At 70.0% G+C, this 21,284-nt stretch carries 13 protein-coding genes and 1 pseudogene; 5 read left to right on the top strand and 9 right to left on the bottom strand.

Features of this window, described 5'->3' with window-relative positions; genetic code table 11:
- Nucleotides 1-106 precede the first annotated feature (106 nt).
- Complete coding sequence (locus tag KUM44_RS13795) at nucleotides 107-904, top strand: IclR family transcriptional regulator (RefSeq protein WP_217208110.1); 798 nt, start codon at nucleotides 107-109, stop codon at nucleotides 902-904.
- Between the two features lie 9 nt (nucleotides 905-913).
- Here the strand turns inward: KUM44_RS13795 and KUM44_RS13790 are convergent, their stop codons facing one another.
- The 7 genes and pseudogenes from KUM44_RS13790 to KUM44_RS13760 all read right to left on the bottom strand — a co-directional run bounded on the left by KUM44_RS13790 (nucleotide 914) and on the right by KUM44_RS13760 (nucleotide 7,266).
- Entirely contained in the window at nucleotides 914-2,044 is a 1,131-nt protein-coding gene (locus KUM44_RS13790; RefSeq protein WP_217208109.1) for an aromatic ring-hydroxylating dioxygenase subunit alpha, read from the bottom strand.
- Nucleotides 2,045-2,175: 131 nt separating this feature from the next.
- Entirely contained in the window at nucleotides 2,176-3,339 is a 1,164-nt protein-coding gene (locus tag KUM44_RS13785) for an FAD-dependent oxidoreductase (protein ID WP_217208108.1), read from the bottom strand.
- Complete coding sequence (locus tag KUM44_RS13780) at nucleotides 3,336-3,698, bottom strand: bifunctional 3-phenylpropionate/cinnamic acid dioxygenase ferredoxin subunit (protein ID WP_217208107.1); 363 nt, start codon at nucleotides 3,696-3,698, stop codon at nucleotides 3,336-3,338. Before KUM44_RS13780 ends, KUM44_RS13785 begins: the two co-directional genes overlap by 4 nt.
- A 196-nt stretch (nucleotides 3,699-3,894) precedes the next feature.
- On the bottom strand, nucleotides 3,895-4,524 hold the full coding sequence (locus KUM44_RS13775) for an MBL fold metallo-hydrolase (RefSeq protein ID WP_217208106.1): 630 nt from the start codon (nucleotides 4,522-4,524) through the stop codon (nucleotides 3,895-3,897).
- Nucleotides 4,524-5,609: an S-(hydroxymethyl)mycothiol dehydrogenase gene (locus KUM44_RS13770; RefSeq protein ID WP_217208105.1), complete on the bottom strand. Its 1,086-nt coding sequence runs from the start codon at nucleotides 5,607-5,609 to the stop codon at nucleotides 4,524-4,526. The genes KUM44_RS13775 and KUM44_RS13770 overlap by 1 nt, the downstream gene beginning before the upstream one ends.
- 219 nt (nucleotides 5,610-5,828) lie before the next feature.
- A pseudogene (locus KUM44_RS13765) lies at nucleotides 5,829-6,050 on the bottom strand (BCCT family transporter); the annotation flags it as partial.
- 184 nt (nucleotides 6,051-6,234) lie between these two features.
- Complete coding sequence (locus KUM44_RS13760) at nucleotides 6,235-7,266, bottom strand: LacI family DNA-binding transcriptional regulator (protein WP_217208104.1); 1,032 nt, start codon at nucleotides 7,264-7,266, stop codon at nucleotides 6,235-6,237.
- A 352-nt stretch (nucleotides 7,267-7,618) separates the two neighbouring features.
- Between KUM44_RS13760 and KUM44_RS13755 the strand changes: the two genes are divergently transcribed.
- Nucleotides 7,619-11,278 (top strand): LamG-like jellyroll fold domain-containing protein, encoded by a 3,660-nt coding sequence (locus tag KUM44_RS13755; RefSeq protein WP_254389428.1) that lies wholly within the window; start codon nucleotides 7,619-7,621, stop codon nucleotides 11,276-11,278.
- Nucleotides 11,279-11,344: 66 nt separating this feature from the next.
- Here the strand turns inward: KUM44_RS13755 and KUM44_RS13750 are convergent, their stop codons facing one another.
- Both KUM44_RS13750 and KUM44_RS13745 read right to left on the bottom strand, forming a co-directional pair.
- Entirely contained in the window at nucleotides 11,345-15,268 is a 3,924-nt protein-coding gene (locus tag KUM44_RS13750; protein WP_217208103.1) for a glycoside hydrolase family 2 TIM barrel-domain containing protein, read from the bottom strand.
- A 496-nt stretch (nucleotides 15,269-15,764) separates the two neighbouring features.
- Nucleotides 15,765-17,663, bottom strand: coding sequence for an ABC transporter ATP-binding protein (locus KUM44_RS13745; RefSeq protein ID WP_217208157.1), 1,899 nt, complete (start codon nucleotides 17,661-17,663; stop codon nucleotides 15,765-15,767).
- 117 nt (nucleotides 17,664-17,780) lie between these two features.
- Between KUM44_RS13745 and KUM44_RS13740 the strand changes: the two genes are divergently transcribed.
- The 3 genes from KUM44_RS13740 (at nucleotide 17,781) to KUM44_RS13730 (ending at nucleotide 21,170) form a co-directional block, all read left to right on the top strand.
- Entirely contained in the window at nucleotides 17,781-18,746 is a 966-nt protein-coding gene (locus KUM44_RS13740; RefSeq protein ID WP_217208102.1) for a flippase-like domain-containing protein, read from the top strand.
- A gap of 103 nt (nucleotides 18,747-18,849) precedes the next feature.
- Complete coding sequence (locus tag KUM44_RS13735; protein ID WP_217208101.1) at nucleotides 18,850-19,614, top strand: crotonase/enoyl-CoA hydratase family protein; 765 nt, start codon at nucleotides 18,850-18,852, stop codon at nucleotides 19,612-19,614.
- A 461-nt stretch (nucleotides 19,615-20,075) separates the two neighbouring features.
- Nucleotides 20,076-21,170: a mechanosensitive ion channel family protein gene (locus KUM44_RS13730; protein ID WP_217208100.1), complete on the top strand. Its 1,095-nt coding sequence runs from the start codon at nucleotides 20,076-20,078 to the stop codon at nucleotides 21,168-21,170.
- Nucleotides 21,171-21,284: the final 114 nt, after the last annotated feature.

Below are 21,284 nucleotides of genomic sequence, written 5' to 3'. Positions count from 1 at the left end.
CCCAGTCCCGCAATACGCACCAGGTTGCGAACAACGCAACTTGCAAGGTCTTTGTTGCGGTCCGGTTACTTGCAAGGACGTTGTTTACTACGCGTATAGTTTCACTGTGAGCAACTACAGTCATGACACGGAAACGTCGAATTCGCAGGCCGGGGGCGTCCAGTCGGTGGACCGCGCCATCAGCGTCATGGAGATCCTTGCCCAGCGTGGCGAAGCGGGCGTCAGCGAGGTCGCGGCCGAGATCGACGTGCACAAGTCCACCGCGTTCCGCCTGCTCGGCGCCCTGGAGGCGCGCGGACTGGTGGAGCAGGCCGGCGAGCGCGGCAAGTACCGCCTCGGTTTCGGCATCGTGCGTCTGGCCGGCGCGGTCACCGGCCGGATCGACATCACCCAGCAGGGCCGCCCGATCTGCGAACGTCTCGCCGAGGAACTCGGCGAGACCGTCAACATCGCCGTCATGCAGGAGCACTACGCGATCAACCTGTACCAGGTGCGCGGTCCGGGAGCCATCACCGCGCACAACTGGGTGGGCCAGCTGACTCCCCTGCACGCCACGTCGAGCGGCAAGATCCTGCTGGCCTACATGCCCTCCAAGGCGCGCGCGGCGCTGCTGAGCGAGGCCGGCCTGAAGAAGGTCACGCCGCGCACCATCACCGCGAAGACGAAGCTCGAGAAGAACCTGGCCGAGACGCGGGAGCGGAGCTACTCCATCACCCTGGAGGAACTGGAGGTCGGCCTGCACGCGATGGCCGCCCCGGTCCGCAACCGGGACGGCGACGTCATCGCCGCGCTGAGCGCCTCCGGTCCCGGCTACCGGCTGACCGAGGAGCGCATGCACGAGCTCTCGCCGGTACTGCTGAAGGGCGCCGAGGAGATCAGCCACCGGATGGGATACCTGGGCTGATCCGCCCGGCTACGGAAGGGAAGCGCCGAGGCGCTCGTTCACCCAGTCGTGGAAGGCACCGATGTGGTGCTCGCTGGGCACCAGCACACCGCCCTTGGCGTACATGCGGGAACTCATGCCGGGCTGGGTCCGTTCGCAGGCCTCGAAGTCCTGACGGTTGACCCGGTCGAAGAGTTCCACGGACCGGCTGACGTCCTTGCCGCTCTCGACGACGTGCGGAAGGTACAGCCAGTCGCACTCCACGATCGTGCGGTCCACGGACACCGGGTACATCCGGTGGAAGATCACATGGTCGGGAACGAGGTTGATGAACACCTGGGGCCTGACGGTGATCGCGTAGTAGCGCCGGTCCTGGTCGTCGGCGACCCCTGGAATGCGGTCCAGCCCCTCGGAGCCGTCCACGGTGAAGCCCTGGACGTCCTCGCCGAACTCGGCGCCGTGACCCACGTAGTACTGGGCGGCGTAACCGTCCGCGAACTCCGGCAGTACCTCGGTCAGTTCGGGGTGGATGGTCGCGCAGTGGTAGCACTCCATGAAGTTCTCGATGATGAGCTTCCAGTTCGACCTGACGTCGTAGACGATCCGCCTGCCGACGGAGAGGTCCTCGATGCCGTAGCGCTCGATCGACTCGACGTCGCCGAGGCGGGCCACGACGTCACCGATGACGTCCACGTCGAAGTCCGGCGGGTTCTCCGCCAGGCAGACCCAGACATAGCCGAGCCATTCGCGCACGGCCACGCTCACCAGGCCGTACTCGGTGCGGCCGATGTCGGGCATCTTGGTGAGGTTGGGAGCCGCGACCAGTTTGCCGTTCAGGTCGTAGGTCCAGGCGTGGTACGGGCATTGGAAGGCCCGCTTCACCTCGCCGCTCTCCTCGGTGCAGAGCTTGGCGCCGCGGTGCCGGCACACGTTGAAGTACGCCCGGATCGAGTGGTCGCGTGCCCGGGTGACGAGGATGCTCTCGCGTCCCACGTCGACGGTGCGGAAGGCCCCGGGCTTCGCCAGTTCGGAAGCGCGCGCGACGCAGAACCACATGGTCTCGAATATGCGCTCCTGCTCCTGGGCGAAGATGCCGGGATCCGTGTAGGAGGAGCCGGGGAGGGTGGCGATCAGGCTGTCCGGCAGGCTGGTCGAGGTCACGGTGCACTCCTCGGGAGAACGTCGTGGAGGGGGCATACACGCGCCGGGAAGAGCGACTCCGGACGGCGTTGTGTGTGGAGCAACACTGCGTGCTGTGCGCAACCGCAGCATGGGGTGTCGCTGGGGCGGGGTCAAGAGGTGGCAGCGGCGAGTTGCTTGCGCCAGCGCATGAACGAGCGCGGCTGGTTCATCCCGAGTACGGCGACCGGGTTTCCGGCCCGCCGGTAGACGGCCAGGACGTTGCGCTCGTCCGCGCTGCCGTCCTCGATGGTCACGCTGTCGGCGGCGGCCGCGTGACCGGCGAACTGGATCTTCACGCCGTACTGGTCGGACCAGAAGTACGGCGGCCGGGGCACGCCCGGTTCCACCGCACCCCACGCCAGCAGCGTGGCGACCGCGGCGTCGGGGCGCTCGCGGGCGCCGGTCCAGTGCTCGACGCGGCGATGCAGGCCCAGGCGCGGCTCGTACCAGTTGGCGCAGTCGCCGACCGCGACCACGCCGGCCAGGCTGGTGCGACCGTCCGCGCCGCACTTGACTCCGTTGTCGAGTACGACGCCGGAACCCTCCAGCCACTCGACGTTCGGGCGGGCGCCGACACCGACCACGACGATGTCGGCCGGGATGCTGCGGCCGTCCTCGAGCAGGACGGCGTCCACCTGCCGCTCCCCGCTCAGTCCCTTGACCCCCACACCGCACAGCAGCCGTACGCCGTGGTCCGTGTGCAGGCCGGAGACGATGGCGCCCATGGTCTCGCCGAGCGGTCCGGCGAGCGGCGTCGGGGCCACTTCCACGACGGTCACGTCGAGCCCGAGGGCGTACGCCGTGGAGGCGATCTCGGCGCCGATGAAGCCTCCGCCGATCACCACCAGCCGTCCGCCGCGGGCCAGTTCGTCCCGCAGGGCACGCGCGTCGTCCAGGGTGCGCAGGGTGTGCACTCCGGCCAGCCCCTCGGAACCGGGGAGGGTGCGTGCCGCGGCGCCGGTCGCGATGACGAAGCCGTCGGCGTGCACCTCCCGGCCGTCCGCGAGCCGGACGGCACGGTTCGTGTGGTCGAGGCCGGTGGCCCGGACGCCGAGCAGCCATTCGGCCGCCAGGTCCTCGCCGTCCGTCTCCAGGGCGAGTTCGGCCTCGCCGAGAGTGCCGGAGAGGAACTCCTTGGACAGCGGGGGCCGGTCGTACGGGCGGTGGAGCTCGTCCCCGATGAGGACCAGCCGGCCGTCGTAGCCCTGCTTGCGCAGCGAGCGCGCCGCCGACAGTCCGGCCAGCGAGGCGCCGACGACGGCGACGGTCCTCACGCGGGACCCCCGGCGAGCCGGGCTGCGATGCAGGGCGGCAGGTTGGGTGCGTCCGTGGACAGCCGGACGTAGATCATGCCGTCCTCGACCAGAACCTCGTGCGTCCGGACCGGGAGCTTGGCCGGCGGGGCGTCGACCGCGCCGGTCCTCAGGTCGAACTTGGAAGCATGCAGCGGGCATTCCACCTCACGCCCCTCCAGCCAGCCGTCGGCGAGCGACGCGTCCTGGTGGGTGCACGTGTCGTCGATGGCGAAGAGCTCGCCGTCGTCGGTGTGGAACACCGAGACCGGCGGGTGGACGTCGAGCCGGTGGGCCTCGCCTCGCGGAAGGTCCACGAGCCGGCACGCGGGAATCATCATGACACCTCGGTGCGTATAGCGAAACGGATTGCGGTAAGCGCAACGTCAGTTTGGGGGCCGCTCAGAAGCGTTGTCAAGCCGTCAAAAGGCCTCGTTCGGACACACCTCGCACCCCGGTCCCCGGGCAGCCCGAAGCGCCCGAACCACCTGCGCGAACAGGCGGAACGGGCGCCACCGGCAGCCTTCCCCGGGAGCATCAGAAGCCGCGGTCGATCCACTCCTGGAGGTGGGGGGACTCGGCAGCGATCGTGGTCCGCTCGCCGTGTCCGGTGTGCACGGCGGTGTCGCCGGGCAGCGTCAGCAGCCGGTCCCGGATCGACTCGACGATGGTCGGGAAGTGGCTGTACGACCTCCCTGTCGCCCCAGGGCCACCGGCGAACAGCGTGTCGCCGCTGAACAGGGCGGCCAGCTCCGGGGCGTACAGACAGACCGCGCCCGGCGCATGACCGGGCGTATGCAGCACGGTCAGCTCGATACCGGCCACCGTGAGTCCCTGCCCGTGGGTCAGTTCGGCGTCCGGCGCCTTGTCGGGGTGGGTCTGCTTCCACAGGGGCAGGTCGTCCGGATGGAGGAGGACCGGGGCACCCGTGCGCGCCGCCAGTTCCGGTGCGGCGTCGATGTGGTCGTTGTGCGCGTGCGTGCACACGATGGCCCGCAGGGTACGCCCGCCGACGGCCGCAGCGATGGCGTCGGCGTCATGCGCGGCGTCGATGACGATCACCTCGTTGTCGTCGCCGACGATCCATACGTTGTTGTCGACGTCCCAGGTGCCGCCGTCCAGCGAGAACGTCCCTGAGGTGACCAGGTGCTCGATACGGGCGGCCATCAGAGGACCACCACCGAGCGCAGCACGTCGCCGTGGTGCATCCGCTCGAAGGCCTTCTCGACCTGGTCCAGCGCGATGGTCTCGGTGACGAAGGCGTCCAGGTCCAGCCGGCCCTGGAGGTAGAGGTCGATGAGCATCGGGAAGTCCCTGCTCGGCAGGCAGTCGCCGTACCAGGACGACTTCAGCGCCCCGCCACGGCCGAAGACGTCCAGCAGCGGCAGTTCGAGCTTCATCTCGGGGGTGGGTACGCCGACCAGGACGACCGTGCCGGCGAGGTCACGGGCGTAGAACGCCTGCTGGTACGTCTCCGGGCGGCCGACCGCCTCGATGACGACATCGGCACCGAAGCCGCCGGTCAGCTCGCGGATCGCCTCGACCGCGTCGGCGTTCTTGGAGTTGACCGTGTGGGTCGCGCCCAGCTTCGCGGCGGTCTCCAGCTTGCGGTCGTCGATGTCCACCGCGATGACCTTGGCAGCACCGGCCAGGTTCGCCCCGGCGATCGCCGCGGCGCCGACACCGCCGCAGCCGATGACGGCGACCGAGTCGCCCCGGCCGACGCCGCCGGTGTTGATGGCCGCACCGATGCCCGCCATCACACCGCACCCCAGCAGACCGGCGGCGGCCGCCGACGCGGCCCGGTCGACCTTCGTGCACTGCCCGGCCGCGACCAGCGTCTTCTCCGCGAACGCGCCGATACCCAGCGCAGGCGCCAGCTCGGTGCCGTCCAGCAAGGTCATCTTCTGCTTCGCGTTGTGGGTGCTGAAGCAGTACCACGGCCGCCCGCGCAGACAGGCCCGGCACTGTCCGCACACCGCACGCCAGTTGAGGATGACGAAGTCCCCGGGGGCGACGTCGGTGACCCCCTCCCCCACCGACTCCACCACACCCGCCGCCTCGTGGCCCAGCAGAAAGGGGAAGTCGTCGTTGATGCCGCCCTCGCGGTAGTGCAGATCGGTGTGGCAGACCCCGCAGGCCTCGATCTTCACCAGCGCCTCACCCGGACCGGGGTCGGGCACGATGATCGTTTCCAGGCTGACGGGGGCGCCCTTGCCCCGCGCGACGACAGCACGGACCTGGTGCGTCATGGCCACTCCTCGGCTGATCGAGACTTGAATCAGATGTTGCTCATTACGGCACGTATCTCGTGTGCCGCAACACAGCATCGTGGAGCGCCGACCGGGGGTCAAGGAGCCCGACGGGGGTTCCTCAGGCGGGCGTGATCGCGCCGCGGCAGCGAACACCCGACGGGGTCGTGGCCACACAGATCGGGTTCCACGACCCCGCCGGGTGCGGATCCCGCAGTCTCAGCGGGAGGAGGACGTCGGCCGGGTGGGTTGCTCGGACCGGGTGGGCCGCGTCGGCTCCATACCGTCATTGCCCGCGGTGGGGCCAATGCGGAGTTCGAAGTCGCCGTCGTACTTCTCATGGCCCGCGATGACGGCAGTTTCGATGGCTTCCTTGCCCTGGCGCCCACGGATGATGAGCGGGTCCTGGCGCAGATCGCGGTTGAGCGCGATGCACAACCCGTCGCCGTCGCCCACCCGCTCGGGGTCGAAGGGGGTGGCGTTGTCCCAGCCGCTGTCGCTGCCGTGCTGGTTCGGAGGCATTCGGTGTACGTCTTCTCCGCCACCACGGGCGAGGTGTCGAACCGGGACCCCTGTCCACTGTGCGGCTGACGGTGCCGTCGAGCGGTTCGGGCGTGCTGTGCGGTCAGGGCATCGCGTGGGCCCGCGCGGCTCCCGCGGGACCGGTGCTGGCCCGCAGGGAGATCGGCGGCGTGAGCAGATGGTGGCGGGCCGGCGCACCGGGGTGGTCCAGCCGCTCCACGAGCAGGTCGACGGCGAGCCGGCCCAACTCGGCCGCCGGTACGTCCGCCGCCGTGAGCTGCGGAGTCACCGTCTCCGCCCAGCGGCCGGCCACGACTCCCGTGACGGAGAAGTCGCGTGGTACATGGCGGCCCGCCTGGGCGAGCCCTCGGTAGAGGCCGCCGAGAGCGGCCTCGTTCAGCGTGACCAGGGCCGTGGTGGCCGGGTCGTCGTGCAGGATCCGTTCCACGCAGGCCTGGCCCGAGGCGGCGTCGTCCCCGCAGCAGTACGTCCGGACCGTCAGCCCGCGCTCGGCGGCGGCTTTCGTGAAGCCGTCAAGACCGCGGTGCGCGGACTCGTACCCGGCCCGCAGCAGTTGCTCCGGACGGTTGACGAAGGCGACCCGGCGGTGGCCGAGGTCCGCCAGGTGGTGGACACACGCCGCCGCGAGGGCGGTGTGGTCCAGGCCGACCCACCAGCTGCCCTCGGGGTGGGCGGTGCGGCCGATGGCGACGGAGGGGAAGTCCAGTTCGGCCAGGTGGTCGGCGCGGTCGTCCGCCAGCCTGATCTCCATCAGGATCGCGCCGTCGACCCTCCGCTCGCCCAGCAGCCGCTGGAAGGAACGGTCGCTGTCCATACCGCTGGGTGACAGCAGCACGTCGTAGTCGTAGGCCGCGGCGGCCTCCACCACGCTGCCGATGAAGTCCAGCTGCATGCCCGTGTAGTGGTTCCCGGCCGGCGGGAAGACCAGTCCGATCGTGCTGGTCCGCCCGTTGGCCAGGGCGCGGGCGCTGGCGCTGGGCCGGTAGCCCAGCTCGTCGACGACCTGCTGGATCCTCCGGCGGGTGTCCTCCGAGACCGGGCGCTTGCCGCTCAGCGCATACGACACGGTGCTCCGCGAGACACCGGCCCGCCGGGCGATCTCACCGATGTTCACGGCAGCTCCTTGCTCGAACCGGTTCGACTCTACGGACCGGTTGCCGAACCGGTTCGAGTGAAGCGAAGTTAGAAACTGGCCGCACGCCTGTCAACACCCTTCACCACAGTTGCCGATTCTCACCGGGAGCCGGAAAACCTCGTGTCGGAGGGATTGATGCTCCAGCCTCCCCGCTGCTAGCTTCGCGAACCGGTTCGATGAAGTGATCCTTCCGACGACCGGTAGCCGAGGCCCTGCTTTTCCCGGAGCACGGCCGCCGTCCCGCCGAGCAGCGGAGTTCCCGTACCTGCATGGCGCACATCATCGAACCGGTTCGACGCATGCCGACACTCAAGGATTGAGGACGCGATCCATGTCATCCGTTGACAGATCCGCCCGGCGCGTGACCCCGGCCGCTGTGGCAGCGGCTCTCGGCGCGGGCCTGCTGGCCGCACCGGCCGTGCCGGCGCACGCTGCCGAGGCGCCTCCCCCCGCGATCCGCTACACCTTCGACCAGGACGACCTCGCCTCCGGAAAGATCATCGACAGTTCCGGCAACGGCCGCACGGCGAGCCTGGTCAACAGCTCCACCGCCGAGTCCGTCGAGGGCACGGACGGAGGCAAGGCACTCGCCCTGCCCGGCGGGTCGAGTGCCTCCGACGGCGCGTACGTCCGCCTGCCCCGCGAAGTGCTGAGCGATGCCACCGACTTGACGGTCTCCACCCGCGTGAAGTGGAGCGGCAGCACGTCGCCCTGGCAACGGCTCTTCGATCTGGGCACCGACACCAGCGCGTATCTCAACACGACACCGTACAGCGGCGACGGGGCACTGCGTACGTCCATGACAACCGGCGAAGGGGGCACGGAGACCCAGGTCAACGGCTACGCGACGCTTCCCGCGAACGAGTGGCGCACCGTCACCGTCACCCTCGACACCTCCGCCGACCGGCTCACCACCTACCTCGACGGCGTGGCCGTCTCCTCCGCCAAGACCAGCATGAACGCCAAGGATCTGCTGGGCGGTTCGGCCACGGCGGCCGGTTACATCGGCAAGTCCTTCTGGCCGGATCAGCTGTTCAAGGGCGCGATCGACGACTTCACCGTGTGGCACTCGGCGCTCAGCTCCGACCAGGTAGCCGGCATGTTCGAGAACATCCCCAGCTTCCAGCAGCTCTCGCGGACATCCTTCGAGGTCCGCACCACGACCGGGACCGCCCCGTCCCTCCCCGCGGGCGTGCGCTCCTCCTTCTCCGACGGCTACGACCGCGACATGCCGATCACCTGGGACGCCGTACCGCCCGAGAAGTACGCGCAGCCAGGGACGTTCAGTGTGGCGGGAACGGCGGCCGGACGCGCCGTGAAGGCGACGGTCACCGTGGTCCGTGAGGGACAGCTGACCGTCGACCTGGGCTCGGACACCGGCGCGTTCCACGGCGGCGCCTCCGGCACCCTCTACGGCGTCTACGGTCCGGACGTCCCCACCAACAACCTCATCGAGGGCATGGGCCTGCGCACCGTTTCCACCAAGGCCCAGGACGGCCCGCAGCACCCCGGCGCCGACGCGCTGGAGGTGGTCAAGCCCCTGGCCGACTCCACCGACGGCGACGTGTACATCTACATGACCGACATCCACCGCGGCTTCCCGTACCAGTGGCCGGGCAGCACCCCCGAGGAGAAGCTGAAGCTCTACCGGGAGAAGATCGCGGTCCAGGTCGACCAGGTGCTGAAGCTGCCGAAGGAGTACCAGGACAACATCGTCTTCGTGCCGTTCAACGAGCCCGAGGGCAACATGTTCGGCACCGGTGAGTGGAGCTACAACAAGGTCAGCTGGCTGGACGACCCGGACGACTACTTCGCCGCCTGGGACGACTTCTACAAGCTCATCAAGAGCAAGATGCCCGGCGCCCGCATCGCCGGACCCAACACCAGCATCCTGTACGAGCAGGTGAAGGGCTTCCTCACGCACGCACTGGCCGCCGGCACCCTCCCGGACGTCGTCACCTGGCACGAGCTGAGCCACCCGGAGGCGGTCCGCGCGAGCGTCGCCAAGTACCGGACGTGGGAGAAGGACCTGTTCAAGGGCACTGCCAAGGAGGGCACCCGGCTCCCGGTCAACATCAACGAGTACGCCTTCAACTACCACACCTCCGTCCCCGGCCAGATGATCCAGTGGGTCTCCGCGATCGAGGAGTCCAAGGTGGACGCCGACATCGCGTACTGGAACATCGACGGCAACCTCTCCGACTCCGCGGTGCAGTCGAACCGGGGCAACGGCCAGTGGTGGCTGCTGCACTCCTACGCCTCGATGAGCGGGCACACGGTGAAGGTGACTCCGCCGTTCCCCGGCGAGAACTACACCATGCAGGGCGTGGCCACGCTCGACGAGAAGAAGCGGCAGGCGCGGCTGATCTTCGGTGGCTCCACCGGCAAGGGCCACATCGCGTTCACGGGTGTCCCGAAGAAGATCTTCGGGAGCCGCGTGCACGCCTGGGTGAAGGAGATCGAGTGGAGCGGGCAGGTGGGCGACAACTCCGGCCCGAAGCTGCTCGCCGAGCAGAACCTGAAGGTCGGTGACGACGGCACGGTCGTCGTCGACTTCGCCGAAGGCGCGCTGCCGACGCTGAAGGAGTCCTCGGCGTACGAGATCGTCCTCAGCCCCGCCGGGAAGGCGAAGGGCACGCAGTCCCCGCCCCTGCGCTGGCAGGGCTCGTACGAGGCGGAGGACGCCGCCCACACCGGGTCCGACTACTCCAGGAACGGTCCCGAGGGCTCGCCCCGCGACGTGTCGAAGTTCTACACCTCCGGCGGCTACGACGTGGGCGGCCTGCGCACCGGTTCGGACGTCACGCTCGACTTCACCGTGGACGTGCCCGAGGACGGCACCTACGACCTGAGCGTCTTCGCCAACTCCCTCAACACCTTCGACAAGGTGAAGGAACAGGGCCCCACCAACGTCTTCCTACGGGTGGACGGCAAGGCGGACAGCGAGCAGGAGCTGCATCTGCCGCTGAGCTACAAGTGGGTGGTGTGGGACCACACCGACACCAAGGTCAAACTCACCAAGGGCAAGCACACCTTGACGCTCGCCGCGAAGAGCGCCGACGGCAAGCGCGCCACCAAGGGTGACGCCATCGTCGACCGCGTCACGCTGTCATTGCCGAAGGCATCGGCGAACACCCAGGTGTACGAGGGCGAGCTGGCCTGGCTGGGCGGCGGGGCGAAGCCCGTGTACGACAAGCGGGCGGCCACCGGCTCGGGCGCGGTTCAGATCGCCAAGGGCCAGACGGCAACGTTCTGGGTCCACTCCCCCGCCGACCGCGAGGCCACCCTCAGGGTGGACACCCTCGACGGCTCGGGAGCCCGGCTCTCCGTCAATGGGAAGGACGTCCTGCGTCTGGCCAAGGGCGGGAACAGCGTCGCGGTCTCCCTCTCGGGCGGCGTCAACAAGGTGACACTGACCGGGGGTTCGTCCACGACCCTCGTCGACCGCCTCACGGTCACGCCGACACAGGGCACGCTGCCGGAGCGTACGTACGAGGCCGGCGACGCCGAACTCGCGGGTACGGCCGCGCTCACCCCGCTGTCCCTCGCCACCGGCGGTACGGCCATCTCCGGCATCGGCGGCGACCCGGGCAACGGCAACACCGCGACCTTCACCGTCGCCGCGGACCGGGCCGGCCTGTACGCGCTGCGCATCCGCTACTCCAACCCCGAGCAGTCCGAGGCCACGCACTACAACCCGGACCCGCTCGCCCGCCACGCCGACATCAGCGTCAACGGCGGCGAGGCACAGCGTGTCGGCTTCCCGCACAGCTTCCATCAGAACAACTTCTGGGAGCTGACCGTCCCCGTCCTCCTGAAGAAGGGACCGAACACGGTCTCCTTCCGCTCCGAGGAACTGCCGAACTTCGACGGCACAAGCTACGCCTCGGACACCTTCCCCGGGGTGCTGCTCCGCTCCCGCTACGCACCGCTGATCGACCGGATCACCGTGGCGCCGTACGCCCGGGAGGTACGACGAGGGACTCCGTGACGTGATCCCAAAGGCGGCGAGGTGGCCCACCCGAAGGCCGGACCACCTCGCCGCCGGTCACGTGCGTCACTCCACCGCGGTCGGCCTGCGCGACGCCCTCATCGCCTCGTCGAGGTCGGTCAGCGGGCGCAGCCGGTAGGTGTAGGAGTAGTCGCGGCTCGCGAACAGCTTGTACTCGTCGTGGGTGTGGGCGCCCCAGCTGTTGTCGCCGCCCACGCCCATCTGCCGGTGGCTCACACGGAGGACGACCTCTTCCCGCGGGGTCAGCTGGTAGTCATGGCGTGCGCCGGCCGACAGGTCCTCCGGGGTGAAGTGCGAGGCGCTGACCTCCAGGAGCGGCTCGCCGGAGACGAGCAGGCCGGTGCCGTCGCGGCCGGTGAGCGCGATCCAGCGGACGTCGGTCTTGTTGCCGTTCTCCTGCGGGCGGATGTAGGGCTCCCACTGGCCGGAGACGGTGCCGGAGTAGCGGCCCACGTCGGTGCCGTTGTTGCGGTCCCAGTGGTTCTCCTCGGGGCCGCGGCCGTAGTAGTGCAGCTCCTCCAGGCGGCCGGGCAGGAACAGCAGCGTGCCGACCTCCGGGATGTACGGCAGCGAGGACGCCCCCGGGTGCAAGGTGTTGTCGACCTTGATCTCACCGTTGCCGAAGACCGTGTAGGTGGTGGTGTACGTCGACTCGGTGGTCGTCGGCAGGGTGCCGCCGACCTTGATCTCGACGGCCCGGTCCCGCAGCTCGCGCACGGTGACGTCGGTGACCTTGCGGCCCGCGCCGGCGTCACGCCAGGTCTGGTTGCGGGTGTGCTGGCCGTTGCCCTTGTCGTTGTCCGTGGGCGCCCGCCAGAAGTTCGGGGCGGGCCCGGAGGTGATGAGCTGGGCGCCGCGCGCCTTGTAGGAGGTGATGACGCCGCTCTTCTTGTCGACGACGACGGAGAAGGCCCGGCCCGTGACGGTGATCGTGTCGTCGCCGTCCTCGTACGTCAGTGCCGGAACACTGTCCAGCGGCACCGCTGTCACCGCCGGGCTGCCCGCGTCGACGGGGAGCTGCTGCTTGGCGACCTCGAAGCCGGCCCTGGCCCACGGCGTCGTCTCCTTCGTGGCGAAGGAGAGCTCCAGGAAGTACTCGGCTCCGGGGGCCGGGTCGGCCGGCACCGTGAAGGGCACGGTGATCTGTTTACTGGTGAGCGGAGCGATGTCCAGCTGGGCGCGGCTCAGCTTCCCGCGCCGCACCACCCGTCCGTCGGCCACGAGCGCCCAACGTCCGTGGAATTCGCGGAGGTTGGTGAAGAGGTTCTCATTGGTGAGGGTGATCGCCGCGCCGGGCATGAGTCGGTCGCCGGAGGCGGGGGCGGCGTTGACCGCCTGGTAGATCCGCTTGATCTCGGCGGCCTTGCCGGTGTGTCCGCGATCGGCGGTGACGACGCCGTCGGCGACGAAGTTGAAGTCGTTGGGGTTGTCGCCCCAGTCGCCGCCGTAGGCGAAGAAGGTCTTGTCCTTGGGCCGTTTCTCGGTCAGGGCGACCGTCGCCGCGTCGAACCAGAACCGCACCCCGTCGTCACGGGGGTCCCGGCGGTCGGAGGCCAGTTCGCCGGCGCTCAGGGCTCGGGCGTACACGCGGGCCCGCCGGATGGTGCCGCTGAACTCCCGGCTGGGGTTGTCCGAGTCGGTGGCGAGCGCGAGGGCGGCGGTGTTCTTTGTGGGCTTCTGGGTGGTGGTGCGGGTGGCCTTGGCCTCGCCGTCGACGTAGAGGGTGAGCCTGCCCGCGTCCGCGTCGAAGACGCCCGCGACGTGGTGCTCGGTACCGGTCCAGCCGTCGGGCAGGGCCCAGTTCGCGGTGATCCACTGGCCGCCGCCGTAGATGAAGAACTCGAGGTTCTTGTCGTTCTGCTTCAGCGCGTAATGGGTGTCGCCCTTGGCGAGGATCGGCTGTTGGTAGCCGAGGACGTGCGGGGTGATCCACGCCTCCAGTGTCAGCGAGCCGGTGAGGTCGAGGCTCGCGTCACGGGCGAAGACGGTGCCGCCGAAGACGCCCTTGGCCCGGTCGAAGGTGCCGCTGGGCGCGAGGATCTCGCCGCGCAGGCCACGCGGCCCCGCCTCGGTGAACTGCTTGCGGGTCGGGGTGGGCCAGCTCAGCGACTGGTCCACGAAGTCCCAGATCCAGCCGCCCTGGAGGACGGGGTAGCGGCGGATCAGGTCCCAGTACTTCTTGAAGTTGCCGTTGGAGTTCCCCATCGCGTGGGAGTACTCGATCATGACGTACGGCCGGGTGTCGCTGGTGTTCTTAGCCCGGGACTCGACGGTGGCGGGGCTGTCGTACATCTCCGAGCGGATGTCGCTGATCGTCGGCCGGTCGTCGCCCTCGTACTGGACGACGCGTGTGGTGTCGTACGACTTGATCCAGTCGCGCATGGCGACGAACGTGCTGCCGGCGCCCGCCTCGTTGCCGAGCGACCAGATGACGACGGAGGCGTGGTTCTTGTCGCGGTGGACCATGTTCTGCGCGCGGGCGACGCACGCCTCGCTCCAGTCGGCGTGGTTGCCGGGGTGCTGGCCGCGGATGCCGTGGGTCTCCAGGTTGGTCTCGTCCACGAGGTAGACGCCGTATTCGTCCGCGAGTTCGTACCAGACCGGGTTGTTGGGGTAGTGCGAGGTGCGGACCGTGTTCATGTTCAGCCGCTTGATGATCGTGATGTCCTCGATCATGTCCGCGCGGGTGAGCGCGATGCCGCGGTCGGGGTGCATCTCGTGCCTGTTGGTGCCGCGGAAGGAGACGGGCTTGCCGTTGATCCGCATCAGGCCGTCCTTGAGCGCGAACTCGCGCAGGCCGACGCGGTGGGACAGGGTCTCGACCACCCTTCCGGCCGGGTCGCGCAGTTGGAGGACGGCGGTGTAGAGGTACGGGTGCTCGGCCGACCAGAGCTTCGGCGCGGGCACGGCCTTCTCGGCCTGTACGGTCACGTCCTCGCCGACGGCATCCACGTCGACGTGTTGCCGCAGGGGACGCGTCCACACGGGGTGCCCGGTCCGGTCGTACAGCTGTGTCTCGACGGTGTGGCGTCCGCCGCCGCTTCCGGCGTAGGCTCGCACGCTCGCGGTGACCGACAGGGCGGCCGCCTCGTAGCCGTCGCTGAGCGGGGTGTCCAGCTTGAAGTCGCGCAGGTGCACCACCGGCGTGGAGTACAGGTAGACCGAGCGGAAGATGCCGCTCAGCCGGATCATGTCCTGGTCCTCCAGCCAGTCGCCGTCGGAGTAGCGGTACACCTCCACCGCGATCTGGTTGGTGCCGGGCTTGAGGTACTTGGTGATGTCGTACTCGGCCGGGGTGAAGGAGTCCTCCTTGTAGCCCACCAACTCGCCGTTGATCCAGACGTAGTGGGCGGACTTGACGCCCTCGAAGTGCAGGAAGGTCCGCCGTCCCGCCCAGTCCTTCGGGACGGTGAAGGTACGTCTGTACTGGCCGACGGGGTTGTAGCGGGTGGGGGCGTTCGGCGGCTGGGGCTCCTCGCCGAGACCGTTGGGGCCCCAGTACGGGTAGGTGATGTTGACGTAGATCGGGAAGTCGTAGCCGTGCAGCTGCCAGACGGAGGGGACCGGGATGGTGTCCCAGTCCCTGTCGTCGACGTCGGTGCGGTAGAAGTCGGCGTCCCGGTCGTCGGGGCGGTCGGCGTAGGCGAACTTCCACTTGCCGTCGAGGCTCATGCGGTAGGGCGAGCGGGTGCGGTCGGCGGCCAGGGCCTGTTTCACGTGCGCATACGGCATGAGCGTGGTGTGCGGTGGCTCGGCGCCGACCTGGAAGAGGTTGATCCTGCCGTTCCACTCCGGGGATTCGGCCGCAGCGCCGGCCCCGTCGGCCGCGTGTGCCACGGCGGCGGACGGTCCGGACAGGGCGAGCGCGCCGAGGACGGCGGCTCCGCCCTCCAGAAGACGACGCCGGCTGACGGGCACACCCTCGGGGTGGGACGCGTGGCCGGCAGGGGACTCGGGAGCGTGCGGCATGACGTGGCCTTCCTCGGGACGGCAGAGCGCGAGCGCTATGTGACTTGAGGGAACGTCAGGTCCTGTGCGGTGCTGTTGGGAAACCGAACGCACACTAGGTTGCGAACACAGGTGAAGCAATGATGCTGTCGATGTTTGTGTGTTCCTGACGGGTCCTGCCGCCGACGTTGGCCGAATCCCGGCCGTGTGCCGTCCGCGGCCGCCAGAGGCCCGTGCTCGCCGTGGGTGCGGTCCCGTCCGCCGGTGAAGGCCAGGCTGTCGAGGCCGGTGAGCCCCTCAGCGGTCGGGGCCGTCGGCGCCATAGCGTGCGGTGGTCCAGCAGCAGCGCGATGCGCCCCGGGGCCGGAGGCACGGGGCCGGTTCCGTCGCTCGCGTCGGTCTCGCGCGCCGAGGGCCGTCGTCGGCCGGCGACACCTCCGTCCGGCGCGCCTGAGCCAGGCGCGCCCCGGAACGCCCACGGGCCCCCGGCCCCGGGGCCGACCTGTGCGCCTCGGCGCTACGCCGCCTCCCCCGCCGCCGCGGCCTGCGCCATCCCCCCGGGCCCCTGCTCGAACTGCGTCCGGTACAGCTCGGCATAGCGTCCCCCGGCCGCCAACAGTGCCTCGTGCGTGCCGCGTTCGACGATCCGGCCGGCCTCGACGACGAGGATCAGGTCCGCCGCTCGCACGGTGGACAGCCGGTGGGCGATCACGACCGCGGTCCTGCCCTGAAGCGCCTCGGTGAGGGCCTCCTGGACGGCGGCTTCGGAGGTGTTGTCGAGGTGGGCGGTGGCCTCGTCGAGGATGACGACGCGTTGGCGGGCCAGCAGCAGGCGGGCGATGGTCATGCGCTGGCGTTCGCCGCCGGAGAGCCGGTAGCCGCGCTCGCCGACCACGGTGTCGAGGCCGTCGGGCAGGGACCGGACGAGATCGTCGAGGCGGGAGCGGCTCAGGGCGTCCCAGAGTTCGGTGTCGGTGGCGGTGGGGCGGGCCAGCAGCAGGTTGGCGCGGACGGTGTCGTGGAAGAGGTGGCCGTCCTGGGTGACCATGCCGAGGGTGGAGCGCAGGGACTCGGCGCTCAGGTCACGGACGTCCACCCCGCCCACACGGACGGCGCCCTCGTCGACGTCGTAAAGACGCGGCAGCAGCTGGGCGATGGTCGACTTCCCGGCGCCGGACGAGCCGACCAGGGCGACGGTCTGCCCTGGTTCGGCGCGGAAGGAGATGCCGTGCAGCACCTCGGCGCCGCCGCGGGTGTCGAGGGTCGCCACCTCCTCCAGGGAGGCGAGGGAGACCTTGTCGGCGGACGGATAGCCGAAGCGGACGTCGTCGAACTCCACCGGAACGGGGCCGTCCGGGACCTTCTTCGCGTCCGGCTTCTCCTCGATCAGCGGCTTGAGGTCGAGCACCTCGAAGACCCGCTCGAAGCTGACGAGGGCGCTCATGACCTCGACGCGGGCGCCGGCGAGCGCGGTGAGCGGCGCGTACATGCGGGTCAGGAGCAGGGCCAGCGCGACGACGGCGCCCGGCTCCAGTGTGCCGCGCAGGGCGAACCAGCCGCCGAGGCCGTAGACCAGGGCGAGGGCCAGGGCGGACACCAGGGTGAGCGCGGTGATGAACACCGACTGGGCGGTGGCCGTCCGTACGCCGATCTCCGCCACCCGCCTGGCCCGGCTCGCGAACTCCTCCGACTCCTCCTCCGGGCGCCCGAAGAGCTTGACCAGCGTGGCGCCGGGCGCCGAGAAGCGCTCGGTCATGCGGGTGCCCATCGCCGCGTTGAGGCCGGCGGCCTCCCGCTGCATCCGGGCCATGCGGTGCCCCATGCGCCGGGCCGGGAAGACGAACACCGGCAGCAGGACGAGGGCGAGCAGGGTGATCTGCCAGGACAGGGTGAGCATGACGGCGACGGTGAGCAGCAGCGTGACGAGGTTGCTGACCACGCCGGACAGGGTGTTGCTGAAGGCGCGTTGCGCGCCGATCACGTCGTTGTTGAGTCGGGAGACGAGCGCTCCCGTACGAGTACGTGTGAAGAACGCGACCGGCATGCGCTGCACATGATCGAACACAGCCGTCCGCAGATCGAGGATCAGTCCCTCGCCGAGGGTGGCCGACAGCCGCCGGGCGAGGATCCCGAGGGCTGCCTCGGCGAGCGCGATCAGGGCGATCAGCAGGGCCAGGCGGACGACGGTGCCCTCGTCGTCGCCCGTCACGATCGCGTCGACGACATGTCCGGCGAGTACGGGGGTCGCGACGGCGAGCAGCGCGGTCATCATCCCGAGCACGACGAAGAGCGCGATCCTGCGGCGGTGCGGGCGGGCGAACGCGCCGATGCGGCGCAGCGTGGCGCGGGCGAACGGACGCCGCTCCTGCTGGGCGTTCATGACGCTGTACAGCTGTGTCCAGGCTGTGGTCTCCATGCTCATGGTGGCGACCGTAGAACCTCAATCGACGTTGAGGTCAATCCTTTTCTCCGTAAGACGCCGTCTCCACGGCCGCAACCCGCCGTTGGCGCGGCGTGGGAAACCTCTTCGCATGTGACAGCCGTACGACTCCCCGCGGGACGCCTGGTCAGGCGGCTCCCGCTGCGCCAGATACTGTGCCTGCTCCCGCTCGTCCTCGTCGTCGTGGTCGCGGTGCGGCACCGGGCCGTGCTCGCCGAGGGCATCGGCCATCTGGCGACGGCCAAGTGGCCCTGGCTCCTCGCGGCGGCCTGCGCCACCTGTCTGACCTGGGTGGCGGCGGCGGTGACCCGGCAGGGCGCCGTGGTCGACCGGCTGCCCCGACTGCGGCTGCTCGTCACGCAGTTCGCGGCGGGCTCGGCCAACCATCTGCTGCCCACCGGGCTCGGCGCGAGCGCGGTCAACCTGCGCTTCATGACGGTGTGCGGGCTGCCGCTCGCCCGTTCCTCGGCTGCGCTGGCGCTGTATCTGCTCGCGGAGAGCGTGGCCCGGGTCGGCCTGCTGGCCGCGCTGCTCATCGCCTTCCCGCACGCGCTGCGGCTCGGGCCGCTCCTTCCGGACGGCGCGTGGGGTCCGCTGCTGCTGATCATCGGTGCGGCGGCGCTCGTGGTCATGGCGGTCTTCGCGCTCGTACGCCGGCTGCGCACCGCCGTGCTGTCGTTCCTGCGGACCGCGCTGGGCGAGGCGCGCTCGGTCCACACCCGCCCCTCGCGGGCGCTGGCGTTGTGGGGAGGCTCCCTGGCCTTTCCGGCGCTTCAGGCGGCCGGTCTGGTCCTGGTCGGCCTCGCCCTGGGGCTGGACGTGCCACCGGCCCACATGGCGCTCGCGTACCTCGCGGCGACCGTCGCCGTCGCCCTCGTGCCCACGCCGGGCGGGATCGGCTCGGTGGAGGCGGCGCTGATCGTGGCGCTGGTGGCGGCGGGCGGCCCGGTGGCGGTGGCGACGGCGGTGGTGCTGGCGTACCGGATCATCACGGTGTGGCTGCCGCTGCTGCCGGGGGCGTTGACGCTGGGTGCGCTGGTGCGGTGGAAGGTGATCTGAAAGGCCGGTCCGGGTGGACGGTGATCGGAGCGGCCGGTTCCGGTGGAAGACCATGTGACCGGTCAGTAACGTGCAGGGTCCGACCCACGAAAGGGGCCCCGCCATGCCGGTCCGTGTCGAGCGCCAGGGACACGTCAGCACCGTCGTCCTCTCCCGGCCCGAGGTCCGCAACGCGGTCGACGGCCCCACCGCCGCCGAGCTCGTCGCCGCCTTCCGGGAGTTCGAGGCCGACGACGAGGCGCGGGTGGCCGTGCTGTGGGGCGAGGGCGGCACGTTCTGCGCGGGAGCCGACCTCAAGGCGCTCGGCACCGAGCGGGGCAACCGGGTCACCGAGGAGGGCGACGGGCCGATGGGACCGACCCGGCTGCGGCTGTCGAAGCCGGTGATCGCGGCCGTCGCCGGGCATGCCGTGGCCGGTGGCCTGGAGCTGGCCCTGTGGTGCGATCTGCGGGTCGCCGAGGAGGACGCCGTCTTCGGGGTGTTCTGCCGCCGCTGGGGCGTGCCGCTGATCGACGGCGGCACGGTACGGCTGCCCCGGCTGATCGGCACGAGCCGCGCGCTGGACATGATCCTGACGGGACGGGCGGTACCGGCGGGCGAGGCCCACGCCATGGGGCTCGCCAACCGTGTCGTGCCGACCGGGCGTGCCCGCGCGGAGGCGGAGCAACTGGCCGCCACGATCGCACGGTTCCCACAGGCCTGCCTGCGCGCCGACCGCGCCTCGGTGCTGGAGCAGGACGGGTTGGACGAGCCGGGGGCGATGCGCGGGGAACTCGCGCACGGGACGGGCGTGCTGGCCGAGAGCTTGGAGGGTGCGGCTCGTTTCGCCTCCGGCGCCGGGCGGCATGGATCTTTTGCGGACATGTGACGAGGACGCAGTGCCCGGTCGGCTCGGGACGGCCGCGCCGTCGGGGGGTGCGGGTTCGCGGGAGCTGGTGGCGCCCGCACGGCGGAGCCTCATATCGATGCAGCCCCGCGCCCCCATGGGGCGCTTCCCGTCACGCATGGCGTCACGTGGTCGTCCGGCGTGCGACCCGTGTGCTGCGCTCGCGCTTCGATTGGGCCCCGGCGTGCGGCCGTTCGGCCCTCCGGGGAAACGGCTGTCCGAGGGAGAATGCCCGAAAGCGACCGATGCGGCCGCCCGGCCGACGATCCTGGCACGAACACGTGTACGCGATACGGCAGGATGAGCCCTCGCGCCGGTCTCGGGGGATGGGGTGGCCGACGCGACGGCACATCGCGGAATCGAGCAGGTGACAACGTGACGAGACTTCACATCCGGCCGTCGGCGAAGGAATTCGCCGCAGTTCTTCTCCCCGGAGGTGACCGGTGAACCGGGCGCTCACCGTGGACGACCTGGTCGTCGCCGGGATCGCGGTGGCCGCCGGGCTGCTCGCCGCCTTCCTGCTGCGGATGCTGCTGCGCTGGCTGCGCAAGCACGCCGACCGCACCCGCTGGAGCGGCGACGACCTGATCGTGGACACCCTGCGGACCGTGGTGCCGTGGGCGGCCTTCCTCGGCGGCGCGGCCTCCGCGGGCGCGGCGCTGCCGCTGACCCGGACGGTCCAGCACAACGTCAACCAGATCCTGACCGTACTGCTGATCTTCGTCGTGACGCTGGCTGTGGCCCGCGGGATCGCCGGGCTGATGCGGACGGTCACCCAGTCCCGGCCCGGTGTCGCCGGGTCGGCCACGATCTTCGTCAACATCACCCGGATCCTGATCCTGGCCATCGGTTTCCTGGTCGTGCTCCAGACGCTGGGCATCTCGATAGCACCCCTGCTCACCGCCCTGGGCGTCGGCGGTCTGGCCGTCGCGCTCGCCTTGCAGGACACGCTCGCCAACCTCTTCGCGGGCATCCACATCCTCGCCTCCAAGACCGTCCAGCCCGGCGACTACATCCGGCTGAGCAGCGGCGAGGAGGGCTATGTCGAGGACATCAACTGGCGCCAGACGACGGTCCGCAACCTGTCCAACAACCTGGTCGTGATCCCCAACGGGGAGCTCGCGAAGACGAACATGACCAATTTCATGCGCCCCGAGCAGCAGTTGACGATCCTGGTCCAGGTGGGCGTCGCCTACGACAGCGATCTGGACCATGTCGAGCGGGTGACGAACGAGGTCATCGGCGAGGTGATGGCCGAGGTCGAGGGGGCGGTACCGGATCACGAACCGATCATCCGTTTCCACACCTTCGGCGACTCCCGGATCGGCTTCACCGTGATCCTGGGCGTGGGCGAGTTCAGCGACCAGTACCGGATCAAGCACGAGTTCATCAAGCGCCTGCACCGGCGCTACCGCAAGGAGGGCATCCGCATCCCGGCGCCGACACGCACGGTGGCGATCCAGCAGGGCACGATGGCGATCCCACAGCAGCGCGGCCCCGAGGAAGCGGACGAGATGCCCCCCGTCCGCCTCGACTGACCTGCCCGGACGCGCCTGGAGCGCGGTTGGTGGGCACAGTCCCGTTGTCCGGCCACCGGATCGGTGATCTCCCCGCATGACTGTGGGACCAGCTGATCCGGTTGCACGGAGGCG

This window comes from Streptomyces sp. AC550_RSS872, from assembly GCF_019049285.1.
GTDB lineage: Bacteria > Actinomycetota > Actinomycetes > Streptomycetales > Streptomycetaceae > Streptomyces.
Note: the sequence above shows the minus strand (reverse complement) of the source record. Positions and strands in the feature narration are given on the sequence as shown.